At 70.4% G+C, this 24,625-nt stretch carries 19 protein-coding genes; 5 read left to right on the top strand and 14 right to left on the bottom strand.

Annotated elements, in window-relative coordinates:
- Nucleotides 1-52 precede the first annotated feature (52 nt).
- From AB0O76_RS33735 to AB0O76_RS33745, 3 genes are all read right to left on the bottom strand, one after another.
- Nucleotides 53-814, bottom strand: coding sequence for an NUDIX domain-containing protein (locus tag AB0O76_RS33735; protein WP_266871312.1), 762 nt, complete (start codon nucleotides 812-814; stop codon nucleotides 53-55).
- A 118-nt stretch (nucleotides 815-932) separates the two neighbouring features.
- A complete protein-coding gene (locus AB0O76_RS33740) occupies nucleotides 933-2,837 on the bottom strand; it encodes a glycogen debranching N-terminal domain-containing protein (protein WP_365499228.1) in 1,905 nt (634 codons plus the stop codon).
- 372 nt (nucleotides 2,838-3,209) lie between these two features.
- On the bottom strand, nucleotides 3,210-4,547 hold the full coding sequence (locus AB0O76_RS33745; protein WP_365499231.1) for a DUF4192 domain-containing protein: 1,338 nt from the start codon (nucleotides 4,545-4,547) through the stop codon (nucleotides 3,210-3,212).
- A 133-nt stretch (nucleotides 4,548-4,680) separates the two neighbouring features.
- Between AB0O76_RS33745 and AB0O76_RS33750 the strand changes: the two genes are divergently transcribed.
- Both AB0O76_RS33750 and AB0O76_RS33755 read left to right on the top strand, forming a co-directional pair.
- Nucleotides 4,681-6,870 (top strand): RecQ family ATP-dependent DNA helicase, encoded by a 2,190-nt coding sequence (locus tag AB0O76_RS33750; protein WP_365499234.1) that lies wholly within the window; start codon nucleotides 4,681-4,683, stop codon nucleotides 6,868-6,870.
- 214 nt (nucleotides 6,871-7,084) lie between these two features.
- On the top strand, nucleotides 7,085-7,723 hold the full coding sequence (locus AB0O76_RS33755) for a hypothetical protein (protein ID WP_365499237.1): 639 nt from the start codon (nucleotides 7,085-7,087) through the stop codon (nucleotides 7,721-7,723).
- Nucleotides 7,724-7,873: 150 nt separating this feature from the next.
- On the opposite strand, the gene AB0O76_RS33760 is transcribed toward AB0O76_RS33755, so the two are convergent.
- From AB0O76_RS33760 to AB0O76_RS33770, 3 genes are all read right to left on the bottom strand, one after another.
- Nucleotides 7,874-8,533, bottom strand: a complete 660-nt coding sequence (locus tag AB0O76_RS33760) for a hypothetical protein (protein WP_365499240.1) — start codon at nucleotides 8,531-8,533, stop codon at nucleotides 7,874-7,876.
- Nucleotides 8,534-8,610: 77 nt separating this feature from the next.
- The gene (locus AB0O76_RS33765) at nucleotides 8,611-9,312 is read right to left on the bottom strand and encodes a ribonuclease HII (RefSeq protein ID WP_365499243.1); all 702 of its coding nucleotides are present in this window, start codon (nucleotides 9,310-9,312) and stop codon (nucleotides 8,611-8,613) included.
- Nucleotides 9,313-9,358: 46 nt separating this feature from the next.
- A complete protein-coding gene (locus AB0O76_RS33770) occupies nucleotides 9,359-9,973 on the bottom strand; it encodes a TetR/AcrR family transcriptional regulator (protein ID WP_365499246.1) in 615 nt (204 codons plus the stop codon).
- Between the two features lie 126 nt (nucleotides 9,974-10,099).
- On the opposite strand from AB0O76_RS33770, the gene AB0O76_RS33775 reads away from it, so the two are divergent.
- A complete protein-coding gene (locus AB0O76_RS33775) occupies nucleotides 10,100-11,656 on the top strand; it encodes an MFS transporter (RefSeq protein ID WP_365499249.1) in 1,557 nt (518 codons plus the stop codon).
- Nucleotides 11,657-11,749: 93 nt separating this feature from the next.
- Here the strand turns inward: AB0O76_RS33775 and AB0O76_RS33780 are convergent, their stop codons facing one another.
- The 5 genes from AB0O76_RS33780 to AB0O76_RS33800 all read right to left on the bottom strand — a co-directional run bounded on the left by AB0O76_RS33780 (nucleotide 11,750) and on the right by AB0O76_RS33800 (nucleotide 16,975).
- Nucleotides 11,750-13,231 (bottom strand): DUF4173 domain-containing protein, encoded by a 1,482-nt coding sequence (locus tag AB0O76_RS33780; protein ID WP_365499429.1) that lies wholly within the window; start codon nucleotides 13,229-13,231, stop codon nucleotides 11,750-11,752.
- Nucleotides 13,232-13,826: 595 nt separating this feature from the next.
- Entirely contained in the window at nucleotides 13,827-14,735 is a 909-nt protein-coding gene (locus AB0O76_RS33785; RefSeq protein WP_365499252.1) for an ADP-ribosylglycohydrolase family protein, read from the bottom strand.
- 12 nt (nucleotides 14,736-14,747) lie between these two features.
- Nucleotides 14,748-15,407, bottom strand: coding sequence for a phosphoglycerate mutase family protein (locus AB0O76_RS33790; RefSeq protein ID WP_365499255.1), 660 nt, complete (start codon nucleotides 15,405-15,407; stop codon nucleotides 14,748-14,750).
- Nucleotides 15,408-15,514: 107 nt separating this feature from the next.
- A complete protein-coding gene (locus AB0O76_RS33795; protein WP_365499258.1) occupies nucleotides 15,515-16,120 on the bottom strand; it encodes a YdbC family protein in 606 nt (201 codons plus the stop codon).
- A 33-nt stretch (nucleotides 16,121-16,153) separates the two neighbouring features.
- A complete protein-coding gene (locus AB0O76_RS33800; RefSeq protein WP_365499261.1) occupies nucleotides 16,154-16,975 on the bottom strand; it encodes an arylamine N-acetyltransferase in 822 nt (273 codons plus the stop codon).
- A gap of 114 nt (nucleotides 16,976-17,089) precedes the next feature.
- On the opposite strand from AB0O76_RS33800, the gene AB0O76_RS33805 reads away from it, so the two are divergent.
- Nucleotides 17,090-17,617 (top strand): TerD family protein, encoded by a 528-nt coding sequence (locus AB0O76_RS33805; RefSeq protein ID WP_365499264.1) that lies wholly within the window; start codon nucleotides 17,090-17,092, stop codon nucleotides 17,615-17,617.
- A gap of 68 nt (nucleotides 17,618-17,685) precedes the next feature.
- Here AB0O76_RS33805 and AB0O76_RS33810 read toward each other — a convergent pair whose 3' ends face one another.
- On the bottom strand, nucleotides 17,686-20,583 hold the full coding sequence (locus tag AB0O76_RS33810; protein WP_365499267.1) for a vitamin B12-dependent ribonucleotide reductase: 2,898 nt from the start codon (nucleotides 20,581-20,583) through the stop codon (nucleotides 17,686-17,688).
- 136 nt (nucleotides 20,584-20,719) lie between these two features.
- Nucleotides 20,720-21,262 carry a transcriptional regulator NrdR gene (nrdR, locus tag AB0O76_RS33815; RefSeq protein ID WP_365499270.1) on the bottom strand — a complete coding sequence of 181 codons (543 nt, stop codon included), beginning with the start codon at nucleotides 21,260-21,262 and terminating at the stop codon, nucleotides 20,720-20,722.
- A 494-nt stretch (nucleotides 21,263-21,756) separates the two neighbouring features.
- Here nrdR and lexA point away from each other — a divergent pair, with 494 nt between their 5' ends.
- Nucleotides 21,757-22,542 (top strand): transcriptional repressor LexA, encoded by a 786-nt coding sequence (gene lexA, locus AB0O76_RS33820; RefSeq protein WP_135333994.1) that lies wholly within the window; start codon nucleotides 21,757-21,759, stop codon nucleotides 22,540-22,542.
- Nucleotides 22,543-22,619: 77 nt separating this feature from the next.
- On the opposite strand, the gene AB0O76_RS33825 is transcribed toward lexA, so the two are convergent.
- The gene (locus AB0O76_RS33825; RefSeq protein ID WP_365499273.1) at nucleotides 22,620-24,614 is read right to left on the bottom strand and encodes an ATP-dependent DNA helicase; all 1,995 of its coding nucleotides are present in this window, start codon (nucleotides 24,612-24,614) and stop codon (nucleotides 22,620-22,622) included.
- Nucleotides 24,615-24,625 lie beyond the last annotated feature (11 nt).

The raw sequence follows: 24,625 nt of genomic DNA on the forward strand, positions 1-24,625 counted from the left end.
ACCGCTCGGCCCGGACCGGCTCATGACCAGCGGGGTGACCTGCGACGCGGCCTCAGACCTCGGGACGCAGCATCGGCGGGTTGAGCAGCGTCGCGCCGCCCGCCCGGAAGAGCTGCGCGGGGCGGCCGCCCTGTCGAGTGGTGGTGCCACCGGTGGGGACCAGGAACCCTGGCGTGCCGGTCACCTTGCGGTGGAAGTTGCGCGGGTCGAGCACGACCCCCCACACCGCCTCGTACACACGGCGCAGCTCGCCAACGGTGAACTCGGGCGGGCAGAAGGCCGTCGCCAGTGAGGAGTACTCGATCTTCGAGCGGGCTCGCTCCACGCCGTCCGCCAGGATCTGGGCGTGGTCGAAGGCGAGCGGTGCCGCCTGCTCGTCCTCGCGGCCGTATCCACCCTGGTTGAGCAGTGCCTCGACCGGCGCCCAGCGCGCGCTGTGCGCGTCACCGCCGGGCCGTGGAGCCGGCAGATCGGGGGCGAGCGCGAGATGGGCGACGCTGACGACCCGCATCCGCGGATCACGCTTGGGATCGCCGTAGGTGGCGAGCTGCTCCAGGTGCGCCCCGTTGGCCTGGACGGGAGTGTCCGGATCGTGCGCGCACAGCCCGGTCTCCTCGACCAGTTCCCGCGCCGCGGCCGCCGAGAGGTCCTCATCGGCGCGTACGAATCCACCGGGAAGCGCCCAACGGCCTTGGAACGGCGGCTCACCACGGCGGACCGCCAGCGCGCAGAGCGCGTGACGCCGCACGGTCAGCACGACCAGGTCGACGGTGACAGCGAAGGGCGGGAAGGCCGACGGGTCGTAGGGCGACATGCCGCGATCATAGTCGTCTGCCTGACGATAAACACCTCTTCCAGCATTCGATCCCGGCCGGATTCACCGCGGGCTTCTGTCAGGTCCGCGACGTACCGCATGTCCTGGTTCGGTGGCCCTACACCCCCAACTGCAGCCCGTCGCCCGCCTCCTCGACCATGGCGAGACCCAGCCTGCTGATACGTACGGAGAACGGGGCACCCGCGACCCGCAGTGCCGTCAGCTCCAGCTCCCCCAGGGGTGCACTCCGGACCGGACGCAGTGTCACCGTGCCGGCCGATGCGTCGGGCCGGATGCCGGCGAGTGCCGTGAGGAGCTGCACCCCGGCGGCCGCGGTGACGGCTGCCGGACGGCAAGCTGCGGGGTGGGGCAGCGGGGCGCCGCCCTCGGTGCGCTGCTCCCCCGCGTACATCTCGGGCAGCCGGTGATCGAAGGTCTCGGCGGCCGCCAGCACCCCTCGCAGCAGGGAACACGCTTCCTTCTCGTAGCCCGCGGCGGCCAGGCCCCCGACCGCGACCGTCGACTCATGGACGCGAACAGCGCCGCCCCGATGGCCGAACGGGTTGTACGCGGCTTCCTTCGCGCCCAGGCTGCGCAGCCCCCAGCCGGAGTCCATGGCGGGCCCTCCGAGCAGCCTGGCGAGCTGTTCGGTCTGCACCTTGTCGAGGAGGCCGGGTGCGAGCCGACCGGAACCGAGCAGGCCGGTGTCGAGGAGATGGGCCGCGCTGCCGGTGAGGAGGGGCACGGGCCGGCCGTCTGGCAGGCAGGCCGCGGCGGGCCTGCCACCCGTGCGGTCCGCCACCCAGAACTCCTCCCGGAAGGCGCCCCGCAGCTGCTCCGCCCACTGCCGCAGACCGGCGGCTCCCGCGCGGCCGTGCGCTTCGAGCAGGTCGGCGCCGAGCAGCGCGGCTCGATGGGCGTGCGCCTGGGTCTCGCAGCGCCTGGGACCGCCGGGATACGGGTCCGGCAGGCATCCGCCGTCGCCGACGGCGGCGAGCAGCCAGCGCAGGCAGCGCTCGGCCGCCGGCAGCATCTCCTGCGTCTCCTGCTCGGGCAGCCCCCAGCGCCGGGCCTCCGCCAGGAGCACCGGGAAGAGCAGCGTCGCCTCGACCCCCGTGCACCCGGGCGGGAGGTGCGGTCCCGCGTCCCGCAGCGGCCCCGGGATCAGGCCCGCCCGCTGCCCCGGTCCCGTCAGCTGACGGCGGGCGAGCGTACGGAGCGTCCCCATGGCGATCCGGGTGCCCAGCGGCAGCGCCATCCGCGCGGCCGCGAGCGCCTCGGCCGGGGCGATACCACAGCGCCATGGCGCACCCGCCGCCAGATGGACGTCGGCCGGGTGCTCGGGGTCGCGAAGCAGCAGCGCCTGCAGGTCCTGCACGGACCGGTCCAGCAGGAGCCGGGCCCTGGGGTCGTCGCCCGCGGCCCGGGCCGGGGCCAGGGAGAGCGTCGCACTGTGCCCCACCGCCCTGACCGGCCCCGCGCCCTCCGGCCGTACGCGCAGTTCCACGCTCCGGGAGCCACCCGGCGGCAGCTCCACCTCCCAGCGCAGCAGGCCGGCGGAGGCCAGTGCGTCCGAAGGAGCGGGATGCGCGGTGACCACACAATGCCCCGCCGGGGAGGACCACCGCATACCGGAGTCGTGGACGCTGGCGGGCAGTTCGGGCCCGGAGCCGCCGGACGCGATCGCGCCGAGCTCCGCCAGGTCCGTGCCGAGCGCCACCTCGACGGGCAGCCTCAGGGGGCGGGTGGCCGCGCTGCGCAGGGTGATCCGTTCCGTGCCGTCGGCATGCCGGGTCCGCTCGACGACAACGTCCGGATCCGGGCCGCCGTCCGCGGACCCGCGCAGGGTCGCGACGAAGCGTGCGGTGTCGGCCGAGACCATCCGCGCCTGCACGGCGACCGGCTCGCGTCCCGCCACCCGCACCTGGCAGCGGGAGAGCAGCCGGCGCCCCGCGCGGTAGAACCCTTCGAGTCCGCGGCCGGTCAACTGCCCTTGGTCGGTGGAGATCGCGAGCGCGGGCATGGCAACACAGATCAACGCCGCGTGGACGGGCGGCAGCTGTGCGGGGCGGCGCGACGCGGAAACAGGGGCTCGTGCGCCGGGCAGGCGCGAGGAAGCAGACGCGGGCCGCTGGGGACCCTCTCTGCCGGAGACAGAGGACGGGGCGGGCAGAGGCATGGGGCGGCTTCTTCTGCGCTGGCTGCGCTACGGGGAGTCGGAGGTCGTACCGCGGCGCGACCCTGGTGCGGGTACCGCCACACAGGTGAACGGACCGCCCCCGCCCCAAGTCACGCCCAGGGAACGGGAAGCCACTCGCCCGGCCCCGAGCTCCCGCGCGTGCCGCCCGCTCCGGCGCCCGGTGCGCCCCTGCCGCCCGGTGCGGCGCCGACCGGCTCACCTGTCGTCCCTCGCTCCGCGCCGGACGGTGCGGCGGCGGTTCTGCGGCCGCGTGCTCGGCCTGTCGGTGGCCCGTGCCCCACTGCCGCCCTGCGGACGTGCGGGGTGGCGGCGCCGGGGAGCGACAGCCTTCGGTTCCCCTGCCGAGCCCGAGGGGGCAGCGAGAACCGGAGGTTCGGCCTGCGGCTCCGGGGCGCTCCGGTCGGTCCGATCGCGGCGCAGAATGCGGCGGATCGGCTCCGGGTCGAGGTCTCCGGTGCAGGCGTGGTGCAGGAGTTGCGCGAAGGCGTATCCAGGGTCCGCGCTCAGCGCCATGTCCAGGGCTTCCTGTCCCTCCGTGGTGTCGCCGAGGGACCAGGCGACCCAGCCTGCGAGGGACAGCGGTGCGGCGGCGTGCTCTCCGTAGGCGCCGACGCAGCGGCGTGCCAGCGCCCTCCAGAGGCGCAGTGCCGGGGCCCCGTCGTCGCCTTCCATCCACTGCGCCGCCTGATCGCGTGTCGTGCGGTCCTGCAGGCCGAGGATCAGCGCCGCCGCCTCGTCGTGCGCGAGCAGTTCGTCGTCCTGGAGATCCGCCTCCAGCGTGCCGGTGACCGGTGGCGCGGCATCGAGGCGTGCCATGATCCGGCGGGCCAGGTCGAGCGTCTCTACGGCGACCTCGGCGTGCCCGCCCTCGTCGAGGATCCGGTGGACGATCGCCATGCCCGCCGCGTCGAGCGCCGCTTCCTGGTCCGCCGCTCCGGCGGTCTCCCACGGGCTGAGCCGCGCCCGCATCTCCCGTGGCGTGGCGCCCACTTGGACACCGGCGTAGGCCGTGGCCGCGGCCAGGACCGACGTGCCGGGCCGGAGCAGCGGGACGCCCTCGGGAGGGCAGCACTCCCGATTCGGACAGCAGTAGGTCCAAAAGCGGTCGGTCGAGATGCACACCACCTCGAACACGGGGACGTCGAGCCTGCCGCATGCGGTCCGGATCACCTGTGCCAGCGGACGTAGCCGCTCCATGAGCTGCGGTCCGGGCTCGGCGCCGACGGGCTCGGCGCAGAGAAAGGCGACAACGCCGTCGGGCCGGGCACCGCGCCTCTCGCAGCCGCCCACCAAGCATTGCGCGAGCTGCTCCGCGATGGGCGGCCAGTCCTCCGCGCGCTCGGGAATCCCGAGCCGCACGCGCCCGCCGAACCGCCCCCGCTCCCCGTGCAGAGCAATGAGGACGACACTCTCCTCGGGCCGGAACCCGAGCAAGTACGGCAGGGCGTCCGCGAGTTCGGCCGGGGTGCGCAGGGTGACAAGGGTCTCGTCGGCGGAGTCGGTCACGTCGTTTGATTCGTTGCGGTTCGTCATGTCCCGACTCTCCCGCGGATCACAAGATTCCGGTTTGGCCTGTGGATAACTGCGATCAGGGGCACGCCAAGAGTTATCCACAGCTCGGCGGACTCGTTCGCCTAATGTCAGACCCATCAGGTTGCATGGGGGCATGAGCAACGAAGATCTGCGCACGGCGGCCGATGCCGTACTCGCCCGCCTCGTCGGCGGCCCCTCGGCCGTGCCCGGCGAGGCACCCCCGTCGGACGGGCCGCGCCTGCGCGAGGACCAGTGGCTCGCGATCGAGGCGCTGGTCGCCGACAAGCGCCGCGCCCTGGTCGTGCAGAGAACCGGCTGGGGAAAGTCCGCCGTGTACTTCGTCGCGACCGCGCTGCTGCGGGAGCGGGGCAGCGGGCCCACTGTGATCGTCTCGCCGTTGCTCGCGCTCATGCGCAATCAGGTGGAGTCCGCGGCGCGGGCCGGCATCCGGGCCCGCACGATCAACTCCTCCAACACGGAGGAGTGGGACACCATCCAGGCCGAGGTGGCCTCGGGTGACGTGGACGTGCTCCTGGTGAGCCCGGAGCGGCTGAACAACCCGGACTTCCGGGACCAGGTCCTGCCCAAGCTCGCCGCCGCGACCGGCCTGCTCGTGGTCGACGAGGCGCACTGCATCTCCGACTGGGGCCATGACTTCCGGCCCGATTACCGGCGGTTGCGCACCATGCTCGCCGACCTGCCGCCCGGCGTCCCCGTCCTCGCCACCACCGCGACGGCCAACGCGCGCGTGACGGCCGATGTGGCCGAGCAGCTGGGCACCGGAGGCACCTCGGACGCGCTCGTGCTGCGCGGCCCCCTGGACCGGGAGAGTCTGAGCCTGAGCGTGCTCCAACTTCCCAACGCAGCACACCGGTTGGCCTGGCTCGCCGACCATCTGGACGAGCTGCCCGGCTCGGGGATCATCTATACGCTCACGGTCGCCGCCGCCGAGGAGATCACCGCTTTCCTGCGGCAGTGCGGGCACACCGTGGCCTCGTACACCGGAAAGACGGAGAACGCGGATCGCCAGCAGGCTGAAGAGGACCTGCTCGCCAACCGCGTGAAGGCCCTGGTCGCCACGTCCGCCCTCGGCATGGGCTTCGACAAGCCCGACCTCGGCTTCGTCGTCCACCTCGGCTCCCCCTCCTCCCCGATCGCCTACTACCAGCAGGTGGGCCGTGCGGGCCGCGGTGTCGATCACGCGGAGGTGCTTCTACTCCCCGGCAAGGAGGACGAGGCGATCTGGAACTACTTCGCCTCGCTCGCCTTCCCGCCCGAGGAGCAGGTCCGGCGCACGCTTGACGTCCTTGCGCAGGCGGGCAGGCCGCTGTCGCTGCCCGCGCTGGAGCCCCTGGTCGAGCTGCGCCGGTCACGCCTGGAGACGATGCTCAAGGTCCTCGACGTCGACGGCGCGGTCCGGCGCGTCAAGGGCGGTTGGATCTCCACCGGAATGCCGTGGGCGTACGACGCCGAGCGGTACGCCTGGGTCGCGAAGCAGCGGCAGGCCGAGCAGCAGGCGATGCGTGACTACGCCACGGCTCCCGGCTGCCGGATGGAGTTCCTGCGGCGGCAACTGGACGACGAGGCGGCGGCACCCTGCGGCCGCTGCGACAACTGCGCGGGCGCGCGCTTCAGCGACGCCGTGTCGGCCGGGGCACTGGACACGGCGAAGGGCGAACTGGTTCGCGCGGGCGTCGACGTGGAGCCCCGGAGGATGTGGCCGACAGGACTTGCCGCGGTCGGCGTCGACCTCAAGGGACGTATCCCCGCGGGGGAGCAGGCGGCCCAGGGCCGCGCCCTGGGGCGGCTTTCGGACATCGGCTGGGGCAACCGTCTGCGGCCGATGCTCGCACCGGCGGCCCCCGACGGACCGGTGCCCGACGATGTGGCGAAGGCCGTGATCGGTGTGCTCGCCGACTGGGCGAAGGGGCCCGGCGGCTGGGCTTCGGGCAGTGCCGACGCGCAGCCGCGACCGGCGGGCGTGGTCACCATGACCTCGCACACCAGGCCGCAGCTGATCCAGTCGCTGGGTTCGCGGATCGCGGAGATCGGCCGCCTTCCGCTGCTCGGCTCCATCGAGTACGCCGTGGGGGCCGACACCGCGCATGTGCCGCGGAGCAACAGCGCCCAGCGCCTGCGTGCCCTCGACGGGACGCTGACGGTGCCTCCGGCGCTCGCGGCCGCCCTCCGGGAAGCCGACGGTCCCGTTCTGCTCGTCGACGATCTGACGGACAGCGGCTGGACCCTGGCCGTGGCCGCCCGGATGCTCCGCCGAGCCGGAGCCAAGGGGGTGTTGCCGCTGGTCCTCGCCGTGCAGGGCTGACGTACGCGTCAACGGGAGCGCCCTGGGCAGGGATATACACGGCGCATCGCCAGATACCGGTCGCCAGGCCCAATTGCTCGTTGCCGCAAGCCAGTACGGCGGGAAGAATTGGCATTGCTCCCCGCGCGGCTCCCCGTGCCCCCGGTACGGCTGTGCCGCGGTGCGCTCTCCCAGTCCGATCCCGCCCTCTGGGCGCGTAGCCGAAGGGAGGACCGTGACCTTCGGATTCGCTCCGTCCGCTGCGGCATCGATGTCGGAGTCTTCGACGTCGGCTGAGATGTCCGCCGATTCCGCCAACCGACTGGCCCGGATGCTCGAGCCCGCGGAGTGGTCAGCCGCGGGAATCCCCTTGCTGCGCAATCCGCGTGAGGTCGTGAGCGGCCTGCACGCCCGACACCGTCCGACGCCCACGACAGCTGTCGTCGCGGTCCTCGATCCGGAGGAACGGCTCCGGGCGAGCGCCTCGTTCACCCGGCGGGCGAGCGCGGCGGACGGCTGGGTGTTCCGTAACGCCCTGCTCGCACAGTTGCGTCGGGTCATCCCGCACGACCTGCGACGCCGTACCCCCGTGCGCACCGCCGTCCTGCTCTACTGCCGTGACGGTGAAGCGCGTTGGACGCAGGAGGACGGTGCGTGGATGTGGGGGCTGCGGGACGCCTGCACGCTGCACGGGCTGCGCTGCGGCGCCTACATAACCCTGACCCGTGACGGCTGGCAGGTGCTCGGCGAGGGCCGCGGCGGCCGACGGCCGAGTTCCGGGTCACGCCCCGAGGCCTTCCCCGAGACCGAACCGCCACCCCCGCGCACCGGCGGCGCGGCATCGGACGTACTGCGCCGCGTGGCAGCACGCTGAGACGCCCTCCGCACAACCGTCACCAGGCCGGTCGCGACACGACCGACCGACGTGCATCGCCGCATGCATCGCGCGGGGCGCGACGCACACGGCGTCCGGTTCATCCGGCCGCGTCGCGGACGGCGGGCGCCCGACCATTGGGGTCGGGCGTCAGACGCCCGCGCCCAGCATGGCGTTGATCCGCTGCGGGTCGCCGCACACGATCAGCAGGGCACCGGCCCGGGTGAGGGCCGTCGGCAGCGCGCCGACCGCGGTCTCCTCGCTGCCGCCGTTGACGGCGACGACGACCACGGGACGGGACGCGGCACGCCCCAGGGCGGCGGCGTCGGCGTAGAAGACGTCGTCGCCCGTGTCGTGCTGGGCCCAGTAGGAGGCGTCGCCGAACGACAGCTCGTGGGTGGCCCACGGGTGCGGGTCGCCGGTGGTGATCACCAGGACCTCACCCGGAGCGCGCCCCGAGTCGAGCAGCAGGTCGACGGCTTCCTCGGCGGCGTCGAGCGCCCCCTCGGCCGAAGCGGGGATGAGCTGGATCTGCGGAACCGAAGCAGCGGCACCCGCCGGGGCGGAGGCAGCGGCGGACGGTCCGGAAGCAGCCGGGGCGGACGGCCCGGGCTTGACGGCCGGCTCGCGCGGCGTGCGCTGCGCCGGCGGCGTCGGCCGGGCGGGACCCGGTCGGCCGGGACGCGGCGGAGCCGCGGGACGCGGGCCGGGTACGGGGCGGGGGGTCGGCGTGGTGCGGCCACTGGCCGGGGTCACGCGGGGACCCTGGGCACTCTCGTGAATCTGAGGCTCCTCGGGAATGAGAGGCATGCGATGTTGTCTATCAAACGCCGATGCGAGTCGCGTCGGCGGGTGGCACATGAGTGCGAGTGAAGCTGCCGGAGACGTCAGAATTCGAAGCCGAGCTGGCCCTCGATTTCCGGAACGTTTCCTTCCGCCCAGCTGCGGGCCTTCTTGAGGTGCCGCCACTGGGGCAGCGCATCAAGATACGCCCACGACATCCGGTGGTACGGGGTGGGCCCCCGCTCCTCCAGCGCGGCCTTGTGCACCGGCGACGGATAGCCGGCGTTGGCCGCAAAACCGAAGTCTGCATGTTCGATACCCAGTTCGGCCATCATTTTGTCGCGCCGAACCTTGGCGATCACCGACGCGGCGGCGACGGCCACACAGGATTGGTCGCCCTTGATCACCGTACGAACCCTCCAGGGAGCTCCGAGGTAGTCGTGCTTCCCGTCGAGGATGACCGCGTCCGGCCGTACCGGCAGCGCTTCCAGGGCGCGCACGGCGGCGAGCCGCAGCGCGGCTGTCATCCCCAGTTCGTCGATCTCCTCGGGCGAGGAGTGCCCCAGGGCGTACGCGGTGACCCAGTTCTCCAGCGCGTCGGCGAGCGTGGTGCGCCGCTTGGGGCTGATCAGCTTGGAGTCGGTGAGACCTTCGGGCGGCCTGCGCAGTCCCGTGACCGCCGCGCAGACGGTGACCGGGCCCGCCCACGCGCCGCGCCCGACTTCGTCGACTCCGGCAACGATCTTCGCTCCGGTCGTGGCGCGAAGGGAGCGCTCGACGGTGTGGGTGGGTGGTTCGTACGGCATGGCGTCATCAGCCTACGCCGCCGGACACCGCCCACGACACCCAGCCCTACCGACGCAGCAGCGGAACCATGACCCGGTCGATCAGCTCGACGAATTCCTCGTCCCGCCATTCGCTCCCGCACACCTTGGAGCGGTACATCATCATCGCCGGGATGACATCGCACACGTAGGGGTCCACGACCTCGGCACGCACCTCTCCGCGCTCGGCTCCACGGCGTATGACCTGCTTGATCAGTTCCGCGCTCGGCTCGATGACGCCTTCGACGATCACGCCGTGAAAGCGTTCGGCCGACGCGGAGTCGCACTCGTGAAGCACCGCGCGCAGCGCGAATCCGGGACGCGAGAACATCGCCTCGCGGATCTGCCTGCACAGCTGCAGGAGATCCTCCCGAACACTCCCGCAGTCCGGCGGCGAGTGGAGATGCGGCAGACCGGCCTGCAGGGCGTCCACGACAAGGTCTTCCTTGGAGGGCCAGCGGCGGTACACCGCGGCCTTTCCGGTGTGCGCACCGGCGGCCACACCCTCCATCGTCAGGCCGTTCCAGCCGACCGTACTGAGCTGCTCCAGCGCGGCGTCGAGGATCGCCCGTTCGAGCACGGGGCCCCGGCGGCGCTGGGAGGACGGCTGAGCGGAAGCCGCCCTCCAGCGCGAAGTAACCATCAACATCTCTCCGTTGGACGTTCCAGGCAGTGTCAGTGAACGGTTGCGTTCGCTGATGGGGAGTCACTACCGTTTGACGCGACAGTGAACGGGATCGTTCACTAACGCACTTGTGGGGGACCCATAGTGACAACCTCTCAGTTAGACAAGAGCCAGGCGGCCGGCGCCGCCCGGCGTGGGGGCCGCCCCGGCATGGCCCTCACCATCATCGCGGCCTGCCAACTCATGGTGGTACTCGACGCGACGATTGTGAATATCGCGCTCCCGCACATTCAAGGTGCGCTCAAGTTCTCGACAACGGACCTCACTTGGGTCGTCAGCGCATACACCCTCACCTTCGGCGGCATGCTGCTGCTCGGCGGCCGCGCCGGTGACATCCTCGGCCGGCGCAGGGTCTTCACGGCCGGCATCCTGATCTTCACCCTCGCCTCACTCGTGGGTGGATTCGCCCAGGAACCCTGGCAGTTGCTGGTCGCGCGCGCCCTGCAGGGCGTCGGTGGCGCCATCGCGTCGCCCACCTCGCTGGCCCTGGTCACCACGATGTTCCCCGAAGGCCCTGAGCGGAACCGGGCATTCGGTGTGTTCGCCGCCGTCTCGTCGGGTGGTGGCGCCGTCGGCATGCTGGCGGGCGGCATGCTCACGGAGTGGCTCGACTGGCGCTGGGTGCTGTTCGTGAACGTACCCATCGGTGTCCTGATCGCCGTCCTGACCCCGCTCTACATCAACGAGTCCGAGCGCCACCCGGGCCGTTTCGACTTCGCGGGCGCGGCCACGTCGACCCTCGGCATGGCCGCTCTGGTCTACGGATTCATCCGGGCTTCCGAGGAGGGCTGGAAGGACAGCGGCACCATCGCGTCGTTCGGTACGGCGGTCGTGATGCTGCTGGCCTTCGTGTTCGTCGAGAGCCGGGCCAAGGAACCGATCACGCCGCTGAAGATGTTCTCCGAGCGAAACCGCACGGGCACCTACGTGATCATGCTGAGCCTGGCGGCGGCGATGTTCGGCATGTTCTTCTTCATCGTGCTCTTCGTCCAGAACGTCCTGGACTACACGCCGATCCAGGCGGGTCTGGCCTTCCTGCCGGTCACGGTCGCGATCGTGGTGGGCGCGGGCCTTTCCCAGTGGCTGCTTCCGGTTCTCGGCCCGAAGCCGTTCATGGTGGTCGGCTCTGCCATCGTCGCCCTCGGGCTCGGCTGGCAGACCTTCATCACCCCGGACAGTTCGTACGTGGGCGGGGTCCTCGGCCCGATGATGCTGTTCGGCTTCGGCATGGGTCTGAACTTCGTGACCCTGACACTGACCGCTGTCTCCGGAGTCGCCCAACACGAGGCGGGTGCGGCTTCGGGGCTGCTCAACGCCACGCAGCAGGTGGGCGGTGCGCTCGGCCTCTCCATCCTGACCACGGTGTTCGGCACGGCGAGCCGGGACGAGGGCAAGGAGCAGGCGGCGGACTTCATGGCGAACGCGTCGCCGGCGCAGAAGGCCGAATTCGCCAAGACCGGTGAGCTGCCGGCGCCTTGGGGACACGAAGTGCTGTCCCAGGGGATCTCGACGGCCTTCATTCCGGCGGTCGCCATGGCCGTGCTCGCCCTGATCACCGCCGTGCTGGTGATCCGCGTACGCAAGAGCGACCTGGAGGCACTGTCCGGTACGGCCGAGGCCGCGGGTCCGGCGGGCGGTTGACGGGCAACGGATGCCGGGCCGCGAGGGGGCGGCCCGGCATCAGCCCGTGAACGACCGCCGCGCCCCTCACGGACGGCACAGACGTCCCGCACGTCAGCGGTACGAGGTTTCCTGCCCGGCCTGCTCGCAGGCCCGCCCATCGGCCTTCACAGGCCCGTCCTCGAGGATCTGCCGGGCCCGCGACTCCCCCAGGCTGGTGGCGTACCAAGGAGCGCGCTCGGCCCCAAGGCCGTCCGCGATGCCCTCCAGGGCACAGGAACGCATCGGCTCCGGAAGCTCGTCGACGGCGGGAGCGGCGTCGGCGGACAGCCCGCGCGCGTACTCCAGGTCGAACTTCCCGGTCTCCTGGTAGCGCTGGACGTTGCGCTCGGCGATGAGCCCATCGGGCGAAAGCAGCCCGAAAGCCAGCACACCGGCCGCGGCGCTCGTGGCGACGGCCCGCGGCAGCCAACGCGTGCCCCACACTCCGGCTGCCATGATGAGCACGATCACAAGACCGAGCCAGAGCTCCATGCCCACGACCGAGACCCGCAGCCTGGTCAGGCCGTACGCGTCCACGTACATGTCCATCCGCCGCACCGCCGACGCCACCACGACGAGCGTGAGGGCGCAGAGCGTGCCGAGGACCGCCCGTACGAGGCTTCGGTCACCGGCCCCGTCGCGCGGCGCCCAGCGCAGGGCGACGACGATGACGGCCAGGGTGAGCAGCGTGGCGATCAGAAGCTGCCAGAAGCCCTGGCGCGCGTACTGCGCGTAGGAGAGATCGGTCTTCTCCAGTACGGCGTCGTAGCCACCGAAGAGCACGGCCAGCTGCACCACGTTGAACACCGCGAACAGCAGGTTGAGCACGATCAGCGGGAGCGCCCACTCGACGCGGCTCCGCGCCCGGCCGGGGCCCACGACGAGCCGGTCCCAGCGCACCGGCGCGGCGGCTGTGTGCGCCACCGCGAGCGCCCCGACGACACCGAGGACGAGCAGCAGCACGCGCCACGGCCCTCCGGAGAGGGACGCGTCGGGAATCAGGTCGCCCAGGAGCCCCGCAAAGGCCGCGTCGGCCCCGGCGAACAGGGCGCCGAAAACGAGCAGCAGTACGGCGGTCACCGCGATCGCGCGCAGTACGGGTCCGCTCCGGGAACCCCCCGAGCGCTCCCGTAGACCGCGCCAGCCCCAGCGCACGCCGGTCAGGACGCCGTCGAAGATGCCGAGCGGGGCGAGCAGTACGCCGGGCCAGGTGCGGCAGCCGTGCAGGGCGAGCGAGCCGAGGGCCACGGCGGAGACGATCGCGAGGAACGAGGGCCAGCCCGCATCCCGCAGCGCGGGCACGATCAGCAGCGCGAGCCCGCCGATCGCCCACGTCAGCGTCCAGGGGCGCGGGCTGCGACCGGCTCGCCGAGCCGCGAAGTACGCGCCGAGCGCGGCCGGGACGGCGATGATCAGCAGATTGAGCGCGAGGCCGTCCCCCAGGAGCAGCATGCTCAGGAGGCCGGTGGCCAGCGCCGCGCAGAGCGTGGCCGTGCGGACCGGGGCGGGCGATTCGGAGCGCAGATCGGCGAGCAGAGGCTCGCGCCGGGCCACCGGGTAGGCCCAGTCGGCGTGCGGCTGCGGGGTTCGGGAGCGCTGCGGGCCCTGCGGATGCCCGCTGCCACCCGCGTCCGCGGCCCTCGGCGGGGGCACGGCATCTTCGGGGACGTCGTCCCGTTCACGCCCCTCGCCTCTCGCAGCGCCCTCTTCGCTGTCGGACGGATCATCCTGTGGCGTATCGAAACGCCTCAGGTCGGCCAGGTCATCGATGGCGGTGGCACCACCTGGCGAGTCTCTGCGCGGATCTCCCTGGGGATCTCCCTCTTGATGTTCCGTACCTGAGGATTCAGGCATGGACGGTGACGGTGCATCGGACACGGGACCCCCTCCCGGCCGGTCCGCGCGCGCAGCAGACGGCACACCTACGTGGCGGGGCTGCCGGCGACCGGCATCTCGTTGAGGACATACAAGCCAAGATCAACTTGCGGCCTGCCTTCAGCGTAGCGGCGCGGCCGATCATCGCCGCCGGGCCGGTCACGCTGTGGCCCGACCGTGACACTCGCCCCGAAAGCCACCTCTACGTAGAGCCCGCCTACGTATGGCAGGGCCCGCAAATCTACGTACGACAAAGCCATCGAAAGCCCTGAAGTCAGCCCGCCCCGACAGGCATCCAGCCGGGCAGTACCTCGGTACGCTCCAGCCACTCCTCGGGCGGCGACCCGCCCTCTCCGGAAGCGATGACTCCGCCCACGATGGCGCACGTCGTATCCATGTCGCCGCCCACCTGGGCGGTGGCCCAGAAGGCCTCCTCATAGCGGCCGAGCCCACGAGCCGCCGACCACAGGGCGAACGGCACCGTGTCGTGGGCGGTCGTACGGCGGCCACAGCCGAGGACCGCGGCGACCGTGGCCGCGTCCCCGTAGTCGAGCATGTCCCTCGCCCGGCGCAGCCCCGCGCCCACGGCGCTGCGCGGCACCAGGTCGATGACGCCGTCGAGCAGCGCCTTCGGCGCGGGCGGCCCCGCCGGATGGGCCATCAGTGCCGCGGCGGCGGCCACCGCCATGGCTCCCACGACAGCCTCGCGGTGCTGATGCGTGGGGTAGGCGGAGATCTCCGCCTGGTGCGTCGCCTGCTCCGGATCGTCGGCGTACCAGGCACCGAGGGGCGCGATCCGCATGGCCGCGCCGTTCCCCCAGGAGCCCTGCCCCTTGAACAGCGCGGAGGCCAGCTCGCGCCAGTCCCCGCCCTCACGGACCTGCCTCAGCAGCCGGTTCACGGCAGGGCCGTAGCCGCGGTCGAAATCGTGGTGCTCGGCGAACGACAGGGCAAGCGCGTCCTGATCGATGCGGTCGTGCTCCACGAGGATGGCGAGAACGGAACAGGCCATCTCGGTGTCGTCGGTCCACTGCCAGGGGCTGGCGGGCGCTTCCCGGCGCTTGAGCAGCGGGTAGTTCGCGGGCACGAAGAACTGAGAGCCCAGCGCGTCCCCCACCGCCAGTCCACGCAGGCTGGCCAGAGCGCGGGCCAGGCGCCGGTCGGGAGAGGAGTCAGCGGTCATCGCCCTGCCACTCTAACCGGTGACGCCGTAGGGCTCAGGCTCGCGCCAGCGTTCGAATGGCTGGTTCAGGGTGTACTTGCCGTCCTCGCCCAGGAGGAGCGTCCGCATCTCGCCGTTCCCGGGGTTGGACAGTGACTCGAATTCCGCCACCGACCAGTGGAACCAGCGCATGCAGAACAGCCGCATGGTCAGGCCGTGCGTGACGAGCAGGACGTTCGGCGGGTGGTCCGGGGCCTCGAAGCTCCGGTAGAGGCTCTCCAGGAACGCGCCCACCCGGTCGTACACATCGGCCCCCGACTCGCCCTGCGCGAAGCGGTAGAAGAAGTGGCCGTACGCGTCGCGGTACGCCTTCTGGAGCCGGACGTCGTCCCGGTCCTGCCAGTTCCCCCAGTCCTGCTCCCGGAGCCTCGGCTCCTCGCGCACGCGCACCAGTTCGGGGTCCAGGCGCAGCGCACGGAAGGTCTCATGGGTGCGGCGGTACGGCGAGACGTACACGCTCACCCGCTCGCGGCCGACCGCTTCGCGCAGCTGTTCGCCGGTCTCCGCCGCCTGGTGCCACCCCTTCTCGGTGAGCGCGAGGGCGTGGTCGGGCTCGCGCTCGTACACGGTGTCGTCGGCGTTTCCCGCCGACTCGCCGTGCCGGACAAGGAAGATGCGCCGCGGGCGTGCCATACGGAAACCCTAGATCGGCCCTCCCCGGCCGGCTCAACCGGTCGGCCGGGCGGGCTCCATCCGGGCGTATGCGGCCTGCCGGGAGCCTCCACCGCGTGCCTGCGGCGTCACACCGTCCACGACGGTTCGAGCTCCACGATGTCACCCGCGAGCGCCGCTACATCGGCGTCGGTCTGCGCGCGCAGGGAGAGACGCTCCACCCGTTCCCTGCGGTACTTGCCGTGCTCGGCGGCCGACTGCCACATGGAGAGGATGAGGAACTCATGCCCGGGCGCCTCTCCGAAGAGCCCGCGCAGCATCCCGGGCGAGCCCGCCATCGCCGGGTTCCAGACCTTCTCCTGCATCAGCGCGAAGTGCTCCACCCGCGCCTCACGGACCCTGCAGTGCGCTACCCGCACCACGTCCGCGTCCGTGAAGCGCGGCTCGAACCCCGTCTTCACGTCGAAGCGGTGATCGAAGAGCTTGACCTGGATGTCCTTGAAGGTGCCTGCCTGTGCGGTGGCGAGCCGGTCGTGGGAGCGTGCCATGAAGGAGTCGTAGAAGGCCCGGCTCTCCCAGAAGGCGAAGATGTGGGCCACGCCCGGCCGTCCCCGGCTCCACCCCCCGCCCTGTCCCCGGAACCCCGGCTCCCCCAGAAGCCCCGCCCACTTTCGCTGTCCCCGCTCGAACCCCCGTCGGTCCACCACGGTGCAGCAAATCCACTTGACCAGCACCGCGCCATCGTACGGCGCGGAGCGTGGCCCGGGTCACGCTCCGGCGTAGTGCACCCGGATCAGCTCGGCGGAATCGTCGTCGGACAGTTCAATGCCGAACTCGCGAACGAGTACGTCGCTCAACTCATCGACGGACACGTCGCGTTCGTCCGACGTGCCGTCGGGTCGCGTCACGGTGAGCCGATGGCCCACCAGCGTGCGACGCAGGTCCGGAGCGGCCTTCTGGAGCACAGGGCGCCGGATGAACGACGACCTGGGGTGGGTCGACGTGTAGTGGTTCATGACTACGTAGTCAGCGGTAATGCGCTCGTCCAGCGTGTATTCGTAGAGGTCGAACCAGCCGTCCGCGTGCTCGGTCCGCAACACCCGTGCCCCGCCCGCCTCTTGGACGATCCCGTACCGCCACGCTCCTTGTCGCACGACCACGCCGGCCTCAAGAAGGATCGGTTCGAGCAGCCCCTCGGCGCCGTACCCGACGTCACAGTGCCAGTCCCGGCCGTCGGCCTCGACCTTCAGGAGCATGTGCGTGACCGCCCGCCTGGAGGAGGCACCCGCCCTGACCCGGGCCCCAAGTCCCGTGACAGTGAAGCCGATACGCTCGAGGACCGCCGCGAACAGCAGGTTCTGCTCGTAGCAGTAGCCGCCCCTGCGCTGCCGCACCATCTTGTCCTGCAGAGCCGCGATGTCCAGCGGAACGGGCCTGCCGAGCATCACCTCAAGGTTCTCGAAGGGGATCGCCGCCACATGCGCGCGATGCAGGGCACGCAGCGTTTCAAGGTTGGGCTTCGCCTCTCCCTCGTAGCCGATTCTGGCCAAGTAGGCGGTGATATCGAGTTCTTCCCAGTTCCATGTCATGAAGACAATGATCCACACAGGAAGTTCGGCGATGTCAGTGATACGTCGTAGCGTGTCTGTTGGACATGCCTCGTGCATCAGCATCAGCCAGGACTACGAGGAGGGGGAAGTCTGGTGAGCAGTGTCAGCAAGGGCATCCAGAAGGTCGAAGTGGGGCTCAAGTGGGATCCGAGCCCGGTCGGCGCGCCACCGCACGATCTCGACATCATCGCCGCCACCTACTCCGCGGACGCTCCGTACGGCCGTCCCGTGTACCTGGTGCACTTCGACAGCCGCTCCCCCGACGGGACGATCACGCTCAACAGGGACAGCAGGACGGGTCAGGGCTTCGGTTTCGACGAGGTGATGACCCTGGAGCTCGACCGGCTGGCTCCCACCTACGCGCGCGTGGTGGTGGGCGTGGCCATACAGCAGCAGGAGGACCAGAAGGTGTTCGGCGACATCACGAACACCGCGGTGCGCATCCGCGAGGGGTACACGGACCTCGCGCAGAGCGACCTCGCCGGAGTCTCCGGGTGCACGGCTTCGACGATCGCCGAGTTCACCAGGGACGAGTCGGGCGCCTGGTCGTTCCGCGAGATCATCCGGGGGTACGACGCGGACCCGACGTCGTTCGCCGCGCTGATGGGCAGCGAGTCCTGAGAACGCGGTGAGGGGGCAGGCGGAGCCCGTGGGCCCCGCCTGCCCCCTCACCGGGCTAGCTCAGCGGATCAGCTGCAACCGCTGGTCGAGCCGCAGCCCTCGCAGATGTAGCAGGATCCTGCGCGCTGCATCTTCGTCCCGCAGGAGAAGCACAGCGGTGCGTCGGCCTGGATGCCCAGCTGCATCTCCACGAGCTCGGCGCTGGTGTGCGCCTGCTGCGGAGCGGGCTTCTCGGCCTCGGCCTTCGGCGCGGCGACCGGCTTCAGGGACTCGGTCTGCCGCGGCGCGGACTGGGCCAGTCCCTCGACGTCGACCTCGGACTCCTCGAGAGACGGCTCGTACGAACCGGTCTCCAGGTGACGCTGACGCTCCTCGGCCGAGTGGATGCCGAGCGCGGACCGGGTCTCGAAGGGCAGGAAGTCCAGCGCCAGGCGGCGGAAGATGTAGTCGACGATCGACTGCGCCATCCGCACGTCCGGGTCGTCCGTCATGCCGGCCGGCTCGAAGCGCATGTTCGTGAACTTCGAGACGTACGTCTCCAGCGGGACGCCGTACTGCAGACCGACCGAGACGGCGATCGAGAAGGCGTCCATCATGCCCGCGAGGGTCGAGCCCTGCTTGGACATCTTCAGGAAGACCTCGCCGAGACCGTCGTCCGGGTAGGAGTTGGCGGTCATGTAGCCCTCGGCGCCACCCACGGTGAAGGAGGTGGTGATCCCCGGGCGGCCCTTGGGAAGGCGCTTGCGGACGGGGCGGTACTCGACCACCTTCTCGACCGCGGCACGGATCGTGTCCTCGGTCTTCTCGGTGATCTCGGCCTTCTCCTCCTCCTTCTTCTTGGCGGAGAGGGGCTGGCCGACCTTGCAGTTGTCGCGGTAGATCGCGAGCGCCTTGACGCCCAGCTTCCAGGCCTCGAAGTAGACCTCTTCGACGTCCTCGACCGTGGCGGTCTCGGGCAGGTTGACCGTCTTGGAGAGCGCACCGGAGATCCACGGCTGGATGGCCGCCATCATCCGGACGTGGCCCATCGCGGAGATGGAGCGCTCACCCATGGCGCAGTCGAAGACCTCGTAGTGCTCGGTCTTCAGACCGGGGGCGTCGATCACATTGCCGTGGTCGGCGATGTGGGCGACGATCGCCTCGATCTGCTCCTCCTGGTAGCCCAGGCGACGCAGGGCCTGCGGCACGGTGCCGTTGACGATCTGCATCGAGCCGCCGCCGACGAGCTTCTTGAACTTGACCAGGGCGAGGTCGGGCTCCAGGCCGGTGGTGTCGCAGGACATCGCGAGACCGATGGTGCCGGTCGGGGCGATGACGGACGCCTGGGAGTTACGGAAACCGTTCTTCTCACCGAGGCGGATCACGTCCTGCCAGGCCTCCGTGGCGGCGGCCCAGATCGGCGTGTCCAGGTCGTCCACACGGGGCGCCGTGCCGTTGGCGTCGGCGTGCTGCTTCATGACGCGCTTGTGCGGCGTGGCGTTCTTGGCGTAGCCGTCGTACGGGCCGACGACCGCGGCCAGCTCGGCGGAGCGCTTGTAGGACGTACCCGTCATCAGCGACGTGATGGCGCCGGCCAGGGAACGGCCGCCGTCCGAGTCGTACGCGTGACCGGTGGCCATCAGCAGGGCGCCGAGGTTGGCGTAGCCGATACCCAGCTGACGGAAGGCGCGGGTGTTCTCGCCGATCTTCTGCGTCGGGAAGTCCGCGAAGCAGATCGAGATGTCCATCGCGGTGATGACCAGCTCGACGACCTTGGAGAAGCGCTCGGCGTCGAAGGACTGGGTGCCCTTGCCGTCGTCCTTCAGGAACTTCATCAGGTTCAGCGAGGCGAGGTTGCAGGACGTGTTGTCCAGGTGCATGTACTCGCTGCACGGGTTCGAGCCGTTGATCCGGCCGGACTCCGGGCAGGTGTGCCAGGCGTTGATGGTGTCGTCGTACTGGATGCCGGGGTCGGCGCAGGCCCAGGCGGCCTCGGCCATCTTGCGGAAGAGCGACTTGGCGTCGACCTCCTCGATGACGTCGCCCGTCATGCGGGACGTGAGGCCGAACTTGCCGCCCTCCTCGACTGCCTTCATGAACGTGTCGTTCACGCGGACCGAGTTGTTGGCGTTCTGGTACTGGACGGACGTGATGTCGTCGCCGCCCAGGTCCATGTCGAAGCCCGCGTCACGCAGGGCGCGGATCTTCTCCTCCTCCTTCACCTTGGTCTCGATGAAGCCCTCGATGTCGGGGTGGTCGACGTCGAGGATGACCATCTTGGCCGCGCGACGCGTGGCGCCGCCCGACTTGATCGTTCCTGCGGAGGCGTCGGCACCGCGCATGAAGGAGACCGGACCCGATGCGTTGCCGCCCGAGGACAGGAGCTCCTTGGAGGAGCGGATGCGGGAGAGGTTCAGGCCGGCGCCGGAGCCGCCCTTGAAGATCATGCCCTCTTCCTTGTACCAGTCGAGAATCGACTCCATGGAGTCGTCGACGGCCAGGATGAAGCAGGCGGAGACCTGCTGCGGCTGGGGCGTACCGACGTTGAACCAGACCGGCGAGTTGAAGCTGAAGATCTGGTGCAGGAGGGCGTACGCCAGCTCGTGCTCGAAGATCTCGGCATCCGCGGGCGATGCGAAGTAGTTGTAGTCCTCGCCGGCCTTGCGGTACGTCTTCACGATGCGGTCGATCAGCTGCTTGAGGCCGGTCTCGCGCTGCGGGGTGCCAACGGCCCCGCGGAAGTACTTGCTGGTGACGATGTTGACCGCGTTCACCGACCAGAAGTCGGGGAACTCGACGCCACGCTGCTCGAAGTTGACCGAGCCGTCGCGCCAGTTGGTCATGACGACGTCTCGGCGTTCCCAGACCACCTCGTCGTACGGATGCACGCCGGGCGTCGTATGGATGCGCTCGATACGCAGACCCTTGCTGGCCTTGGATCCCTTGGCTCGGGAACCTCGTGCCGGGCCGCTCGTCGTCTCGGTCATGCCGCCTCCCTGTAACAGGCTAAAACGCCCTGAAGTGCCACGTTCTTCCCGTGGCACGGTGTGTGTCTTGTGCTGCGGATCCCGCAAAGGTCACCCGCAGCAGGTCTGGTCTCGCCGGCGCCGGCCGGCGGCCCGGTCAGTCCGCGGCGGTGGCGGGCATGGGGACTTCGACAGTCCCTCCGGGCCCGCAGTTCACGCCACGCTCCCCGCCGGCGTCCTGCGGCTCAACGTCGAGCCGCTGGTCCCTCAGCTCCCCGATGGCAGCCTCGAAGTCCTCCAGCGAATCGAAAGCTCGATACACGGAGGCAAAGCGCAGGTAGGCCACGAGGTCCAGCTCCTGCAGCGGACCGAGTATGGCCAGACCCACGTCATGGGTGGTCAGTTCGGCGCTGCCGGTGGCGCGCACCGCCTCTTCGACCCGCTGGCCGAGCTGCGCGAGGGCGTCCTCGGTCACCGGCCGCCCCTGGCACGCCTTGCGTACGCCGTTGATGACCTTCGTACGGCTGAAGGGTTCGGTCACGCCGCTGCGCTTGACCACCATCAGCGAGCACGTCTCCACGGTCGTGAAACGACGGGAGCAGTCGGGACACTGACGGCGCCTGCGGATCGACGTGCCGTCATCCGTGGTGCGACTGTCGACTACGCGGCTGTCGGGGTGCCTGCAGAAGGGGCAGTGCATGGAACTCCCAACCCTCCTTCACGGCACGACTTATAGGCCTCAACGGGCCCATGAGGCCCTCGAAGCAGCCCCAAGCATAGGCGATGCCCGAGCTCCGGAAGGACCAGGGACCACAACTTCTGGGCTGCGGTGGCAATCCAACCACTAGATCTGGGGTTTGGCTGCAAATTCGGCACCATCGCGTGTCGCGCACGCACGACCGCTCAACGGCAGATGGGCGCGCCGCGCGCGCCGCACGAAGAGGGGGTCGGTGCCGGATTGACCGGGCGCCGAGTGGCAGTATGGGAACCCCACCGAGGGAGTCACGACCCCGGCGGTGAAGCGTACCGTAATGAACCGAAATGCCATTCGGTCCGAACGTTAGCCATACACCCAGACACATGATCACCGCAGGCAATCTGCGATTTTTCACTCGAACGTGTGTTTGGCGCAACCTTTCGAAAGCAACTACCGTTGGCTAACTAGGGAGAACATCTCGAGAGGGGCCGACCGACGTGACCACCACCGCAGACAGTGCCACCATCACTGCCCAGGACCGCTCACAGAGCCGACTCGAGCCGGTGCATGCCATGAATGACGCAGCCACGAACCAGGAGGGGCCCAAGCCCACACGCTCCCTGCCGGGCCGACCTCCAGGAATCCGCGCCGACAGCTCGGGACTCACCGACCGGCAGCGCCGTGTCATCGAGGTCATCAGGGACTCCGTGCAACGGCGTGGCTACCCCCCGTCGATGCGGGAGATCGGGCAGGCGGTCGGCCTCTCCAGCACCTCGTCGGTCGCCCATCAGCTGATGGCCCTGGAGCGCAAGGGCTTCCTGCGCCGCGATCCGCACCGTCCGCGCGCGTACGAGGTGCGGGGCTCGGACCAGCCGAGCAGCCAGCCCACCGACACGGCAGGCAAGCCCGCCGCCTCGTACGTCCCGCTCGTCGGCCGCATCGCGGCAGGCGGCCCAATCCTCGCCGAGGAGTCGGTCGAGGACGTCTTCCCGCTCCCCCGGCAGCTCGTCGGAGACGGCGAGCTCTTCGTCCTCAAGGTCGTCGGCGACTCGATGATCGAGGCCGCGATCTGTGACGGCGACTGGGTCACGGTCCGCCGCCAGCCGGTCGCGGAGAACGGGGACATCGTCGCCGCCATGCTCGACGGCGAGGCGACGGTCAAGCGCTTCAAGCGCGAGGACGGGCATGTGTGGCTGCTGCCTCACAACTCCGCGTACCAGCCGATCCCCGGTGACGAGGCCACGATCCTCGGCAAGGTGGTGGCGGTGCTGCGACGGGTGTGAGCCTGTGCCCCTGACCGGGCCCCGGAACCAACTGCGCCGGTTCCGGGGCCCTGCTGCGTCTGCGGGAGGTGTGCGAACTAGGCCTCTTCGGAGTCTCCGGAGGCGTCAGCCTTCGCCTGGGCCGCCGCGTCGATCGCGGCGAGCGAGCGGCGGGCCTGATTGCGGTCCGTCGTGTACCAGAAGTCGGGCAGCGAGGCCCGCAGATAGCTGCCGTAGCGCGCGGTGGCCAGGCGGGGGTCCAGGACGGCGACCACGCCGCGGTCCCCGGAGGCACGCACCAACCGTCCCGCGCCCTGCGCCATGAGCAGTGCCGCGTGCGTCGCGGCGACCGCCATGAAGCCATTGCCTCCGCCGTCGTCCACCGCCTTCTGGCGGGCGCTCATCAGCGGGTCGTCGGGACGGGGGAACGGGATCTTGTCCATGACTACCAGCTGGCAGCTGGCGCCCGGCACATCGACGCCCTGCCACAGTGACAGCGTGCCGAAGAGGCAGGTCTTCGTGTCCGCCGCGAAGTTCTTGATCAGCTCGCCCAGCGTCTCCTCGCCCTGCAGCAGGATGGGCATGTCGAGGCGGCCCCGCAGCTCCTCGGCGGCGTTCTGCGCCGCACGCATGGAGGAGAACAGACCGAGCGTGCGACCGCCCGCCGCCTCGATCAGCTCGGCCAGTTCGTCGATCATGTCGCTGCGCGTGCCCTCACGGCCCGGACGGGCCAGGTGCTGGGCGACGTACAGGATCCCCTGCTTGCGGTAGTCGAAGGGCGAGCCGACGTCGAGGCCCTTCCAGGCCGGGGCATCCTCGGACTGAGTGCCCTCGGGGGCCAGGCCCAGTGACGCTCCCACTCCGTTGAAATCGCCGCCGAGCTTGAGGGTGGCGGAGGTGAGGACCACGGAACGGTCGCTGAAGAGCTTCTCCCTCAGGAGGCCCGAGACGGACATGGGCGCTACTCGGAGCGAGGCCCCGAACCGCTCATGACGTTCGTACCAGACGACGTCGTACTCGGAACCGTTCGTGATGCGCTCCGCCACGTCATGGATCGACTCGACGGCGGCGAGGGCCTGCTTGCGCACGGCGTCCTCGTCCTGGACGGACTTGTCCCGGGTGGAGCCGAGCGCCGAGATGACCGTGCGGGCAGCGTCCCGCAGGGCCATCAGTGCGTACCCGAGGTCCTCGGGGATCTCCTCGAGGCGACCGGGCAGGGCAAGCTCCATCAGCCGCTCAAAGCCTTCGGAGGCGGTCTGGAGCTGGTCGGCGGCCTTCTCGTTGACGAGCTTGGCCGACCGGCGCACCGCGCGGTTGACCTGGCCCGGAGTGAGCTCTCCGGTGGCCACGCCGGTGACACGCGAGACGAGTTCATGCGCCTCGTCCACGATCAGCACTTCGTGCTGGGGAAGGACGGGGGCGCCCTCGATGGCGTCGATCGCCAGCAGGGCGTGGTTAGTGACGACGACCTCGGAGAGCTTGGCCCGCTCACGTGCCGCCTCGGCGAAGCACTCCGCTCCGTAGGCACACTTCGTCGCTCCGAGGCACTCCCTGGAGGAGACGGACACCTGGGACCAGGCCCGGTCGGAGACACCGGGAGTGAGGTCGTCCCGGTCGCCCGTCTCCGTCTCGTCCGCCCAGTCGCGCATCCGCAGCAGGTCCTGGCCCAGCTTGCTGGTGGGGGCCGCTGCCTCGAACTGGTCGAAGAGACCGTCTTCCTCTTCCTGCGGTACGCCTTCATGGAGGCGGTGCAGGCACAGATAGTTGGAACGGCCCTTCAGCATCGCGAACTGGGGCCGACGGCGCAGCAGCGGATGCAGCGCGTCCACCGTCCGCGGCAGATCCCGCTCCACGAGCTGGCGCTGCAGCGCCAGGGTGGCCGTCGCGACCACCACCCGCTCCCCGTGCGCGAGCGCGGGCACGAGATAGCCGAGGGACTTGCCCGTGCCGGTGCCGGCCTGGACCAGCAGGTGGGAACCGTCGTCGATCGCCTCGGCGACGGTCTCGGCCATGGTGACCTGGCCAGGCCGCTCCGTGCCGCCGACAGCGGTGACGGCGGCGTGCAGGAGCTCGGGGAGGGAGGGCTTCGTCATAGCGCGTCCAG

This window comes from Streptomyces sp. NPDC086554, assembly GCF_040686095.1.
In the GTDB taxonomy this organism is placed as follows: Bacteria; Actinomycetota; Actinomycetes; order Streptomycetales; family Streptomycetaceae; genus Streptomyces.

Excerpts from the sequence above, each read along its gene's own strand:
- AB0O76_RS33735 (WP_266871312.1), bottom strand. The coding sequence starts at position 814 with ATGTCGCCCTACGACCCGTCGGCCTTCCCGCCCTTCGCTGTCACCGTC.
- AB0O76_RS33740 (WP_365499228.1), bottom strand. The coding sequence starts at position 2,837 with ATGCCCGCGCTCGCGATCTCCACCGACCAAGGGCAGTTGACCGGCCGC.
- AB0O76_RS33745 (WP_365499231.1), bottom strand. The coding sequence starts at position 4,547 with ATGACGAACCGCAACGAATCAAACGACGTGACCGACTCCGCCGACGAG.
- AB0O76_RS33750 (WP_365499234.1), top strand. The coding sequence starts at position 4,681 with ATGAGCAACGAAGATCTGCGCACGGCGGCCGATGCCGTACTCGCCCGC.
- AB0O76_RS33760 (WP_365499240.1), bottom strand. The coding sequence starts at position 8,533 with ATGCCTCTCATTCCCGAGGAGCCTCAGATTCACGAGAGTGCCCAGGGT.
- AB0O76_RS33765 (WP_365499243.1), bottom strand. The coding sequence starts at position 9,312 with ATGCCGTACGAACCACCCACCCACACCGTCGAGCGCTCCCTTCGCGCC.
- AB0O76_RS33770 (WP_365499246.1), bottom strand. The coding sequence starts at position 9,973 with ATGGTTACTTCGCGCTGGAGGGCGGCTTCCGCTCAGCCGTCCTCCCAG.
- AB0O76_RS33785 (WP_365499252.1), bottom strand. The coding sequence starts at position 14,735 with ATGACCGCTGACTCCTCTCCCGACCGGCGCCTGGCCCGCGCTCTGGCC.
- AB0O76_RS33790 (WP_365499255.1), bottom strand. The coding sequence starts at position 15,407 with ATGGCACGCCCGCGGCGCATCTTCCTTGTCCGGCACGGCGAGTCGGCG.
- AB0O76_RS33800 (WP_365499261.1), bottom strand. The coding sequence starts at position 16,975 with ATGACATGGAACTGGGAAGAACTCGATATCACCGCCTACTTGGCCAGA.
- AB0O76_RS33810 (WP_365499267.1), bottom strand. The coding sequence starts at position 20,583 with ATGACCGAGACGACGAGCGGCCCGGCACGAGGTTCCCGAGCCAAGGGA.
- nrdR (WP_365499270.1), bottom strand. The coding sequence starts at position 21,262 with ATGCACTGCCCCTTCTGCAGGCACCCCGACAGCCGCGTAGTCGACAGT.
- AB0O76_RS33825 (WP_365499273.1), bottom strand. The coding sequence starts at position 24,614 with ATGACGAAGCCCTCCCTCCCCGAGCTCCTGCACGCCGCCGTCACCGCT.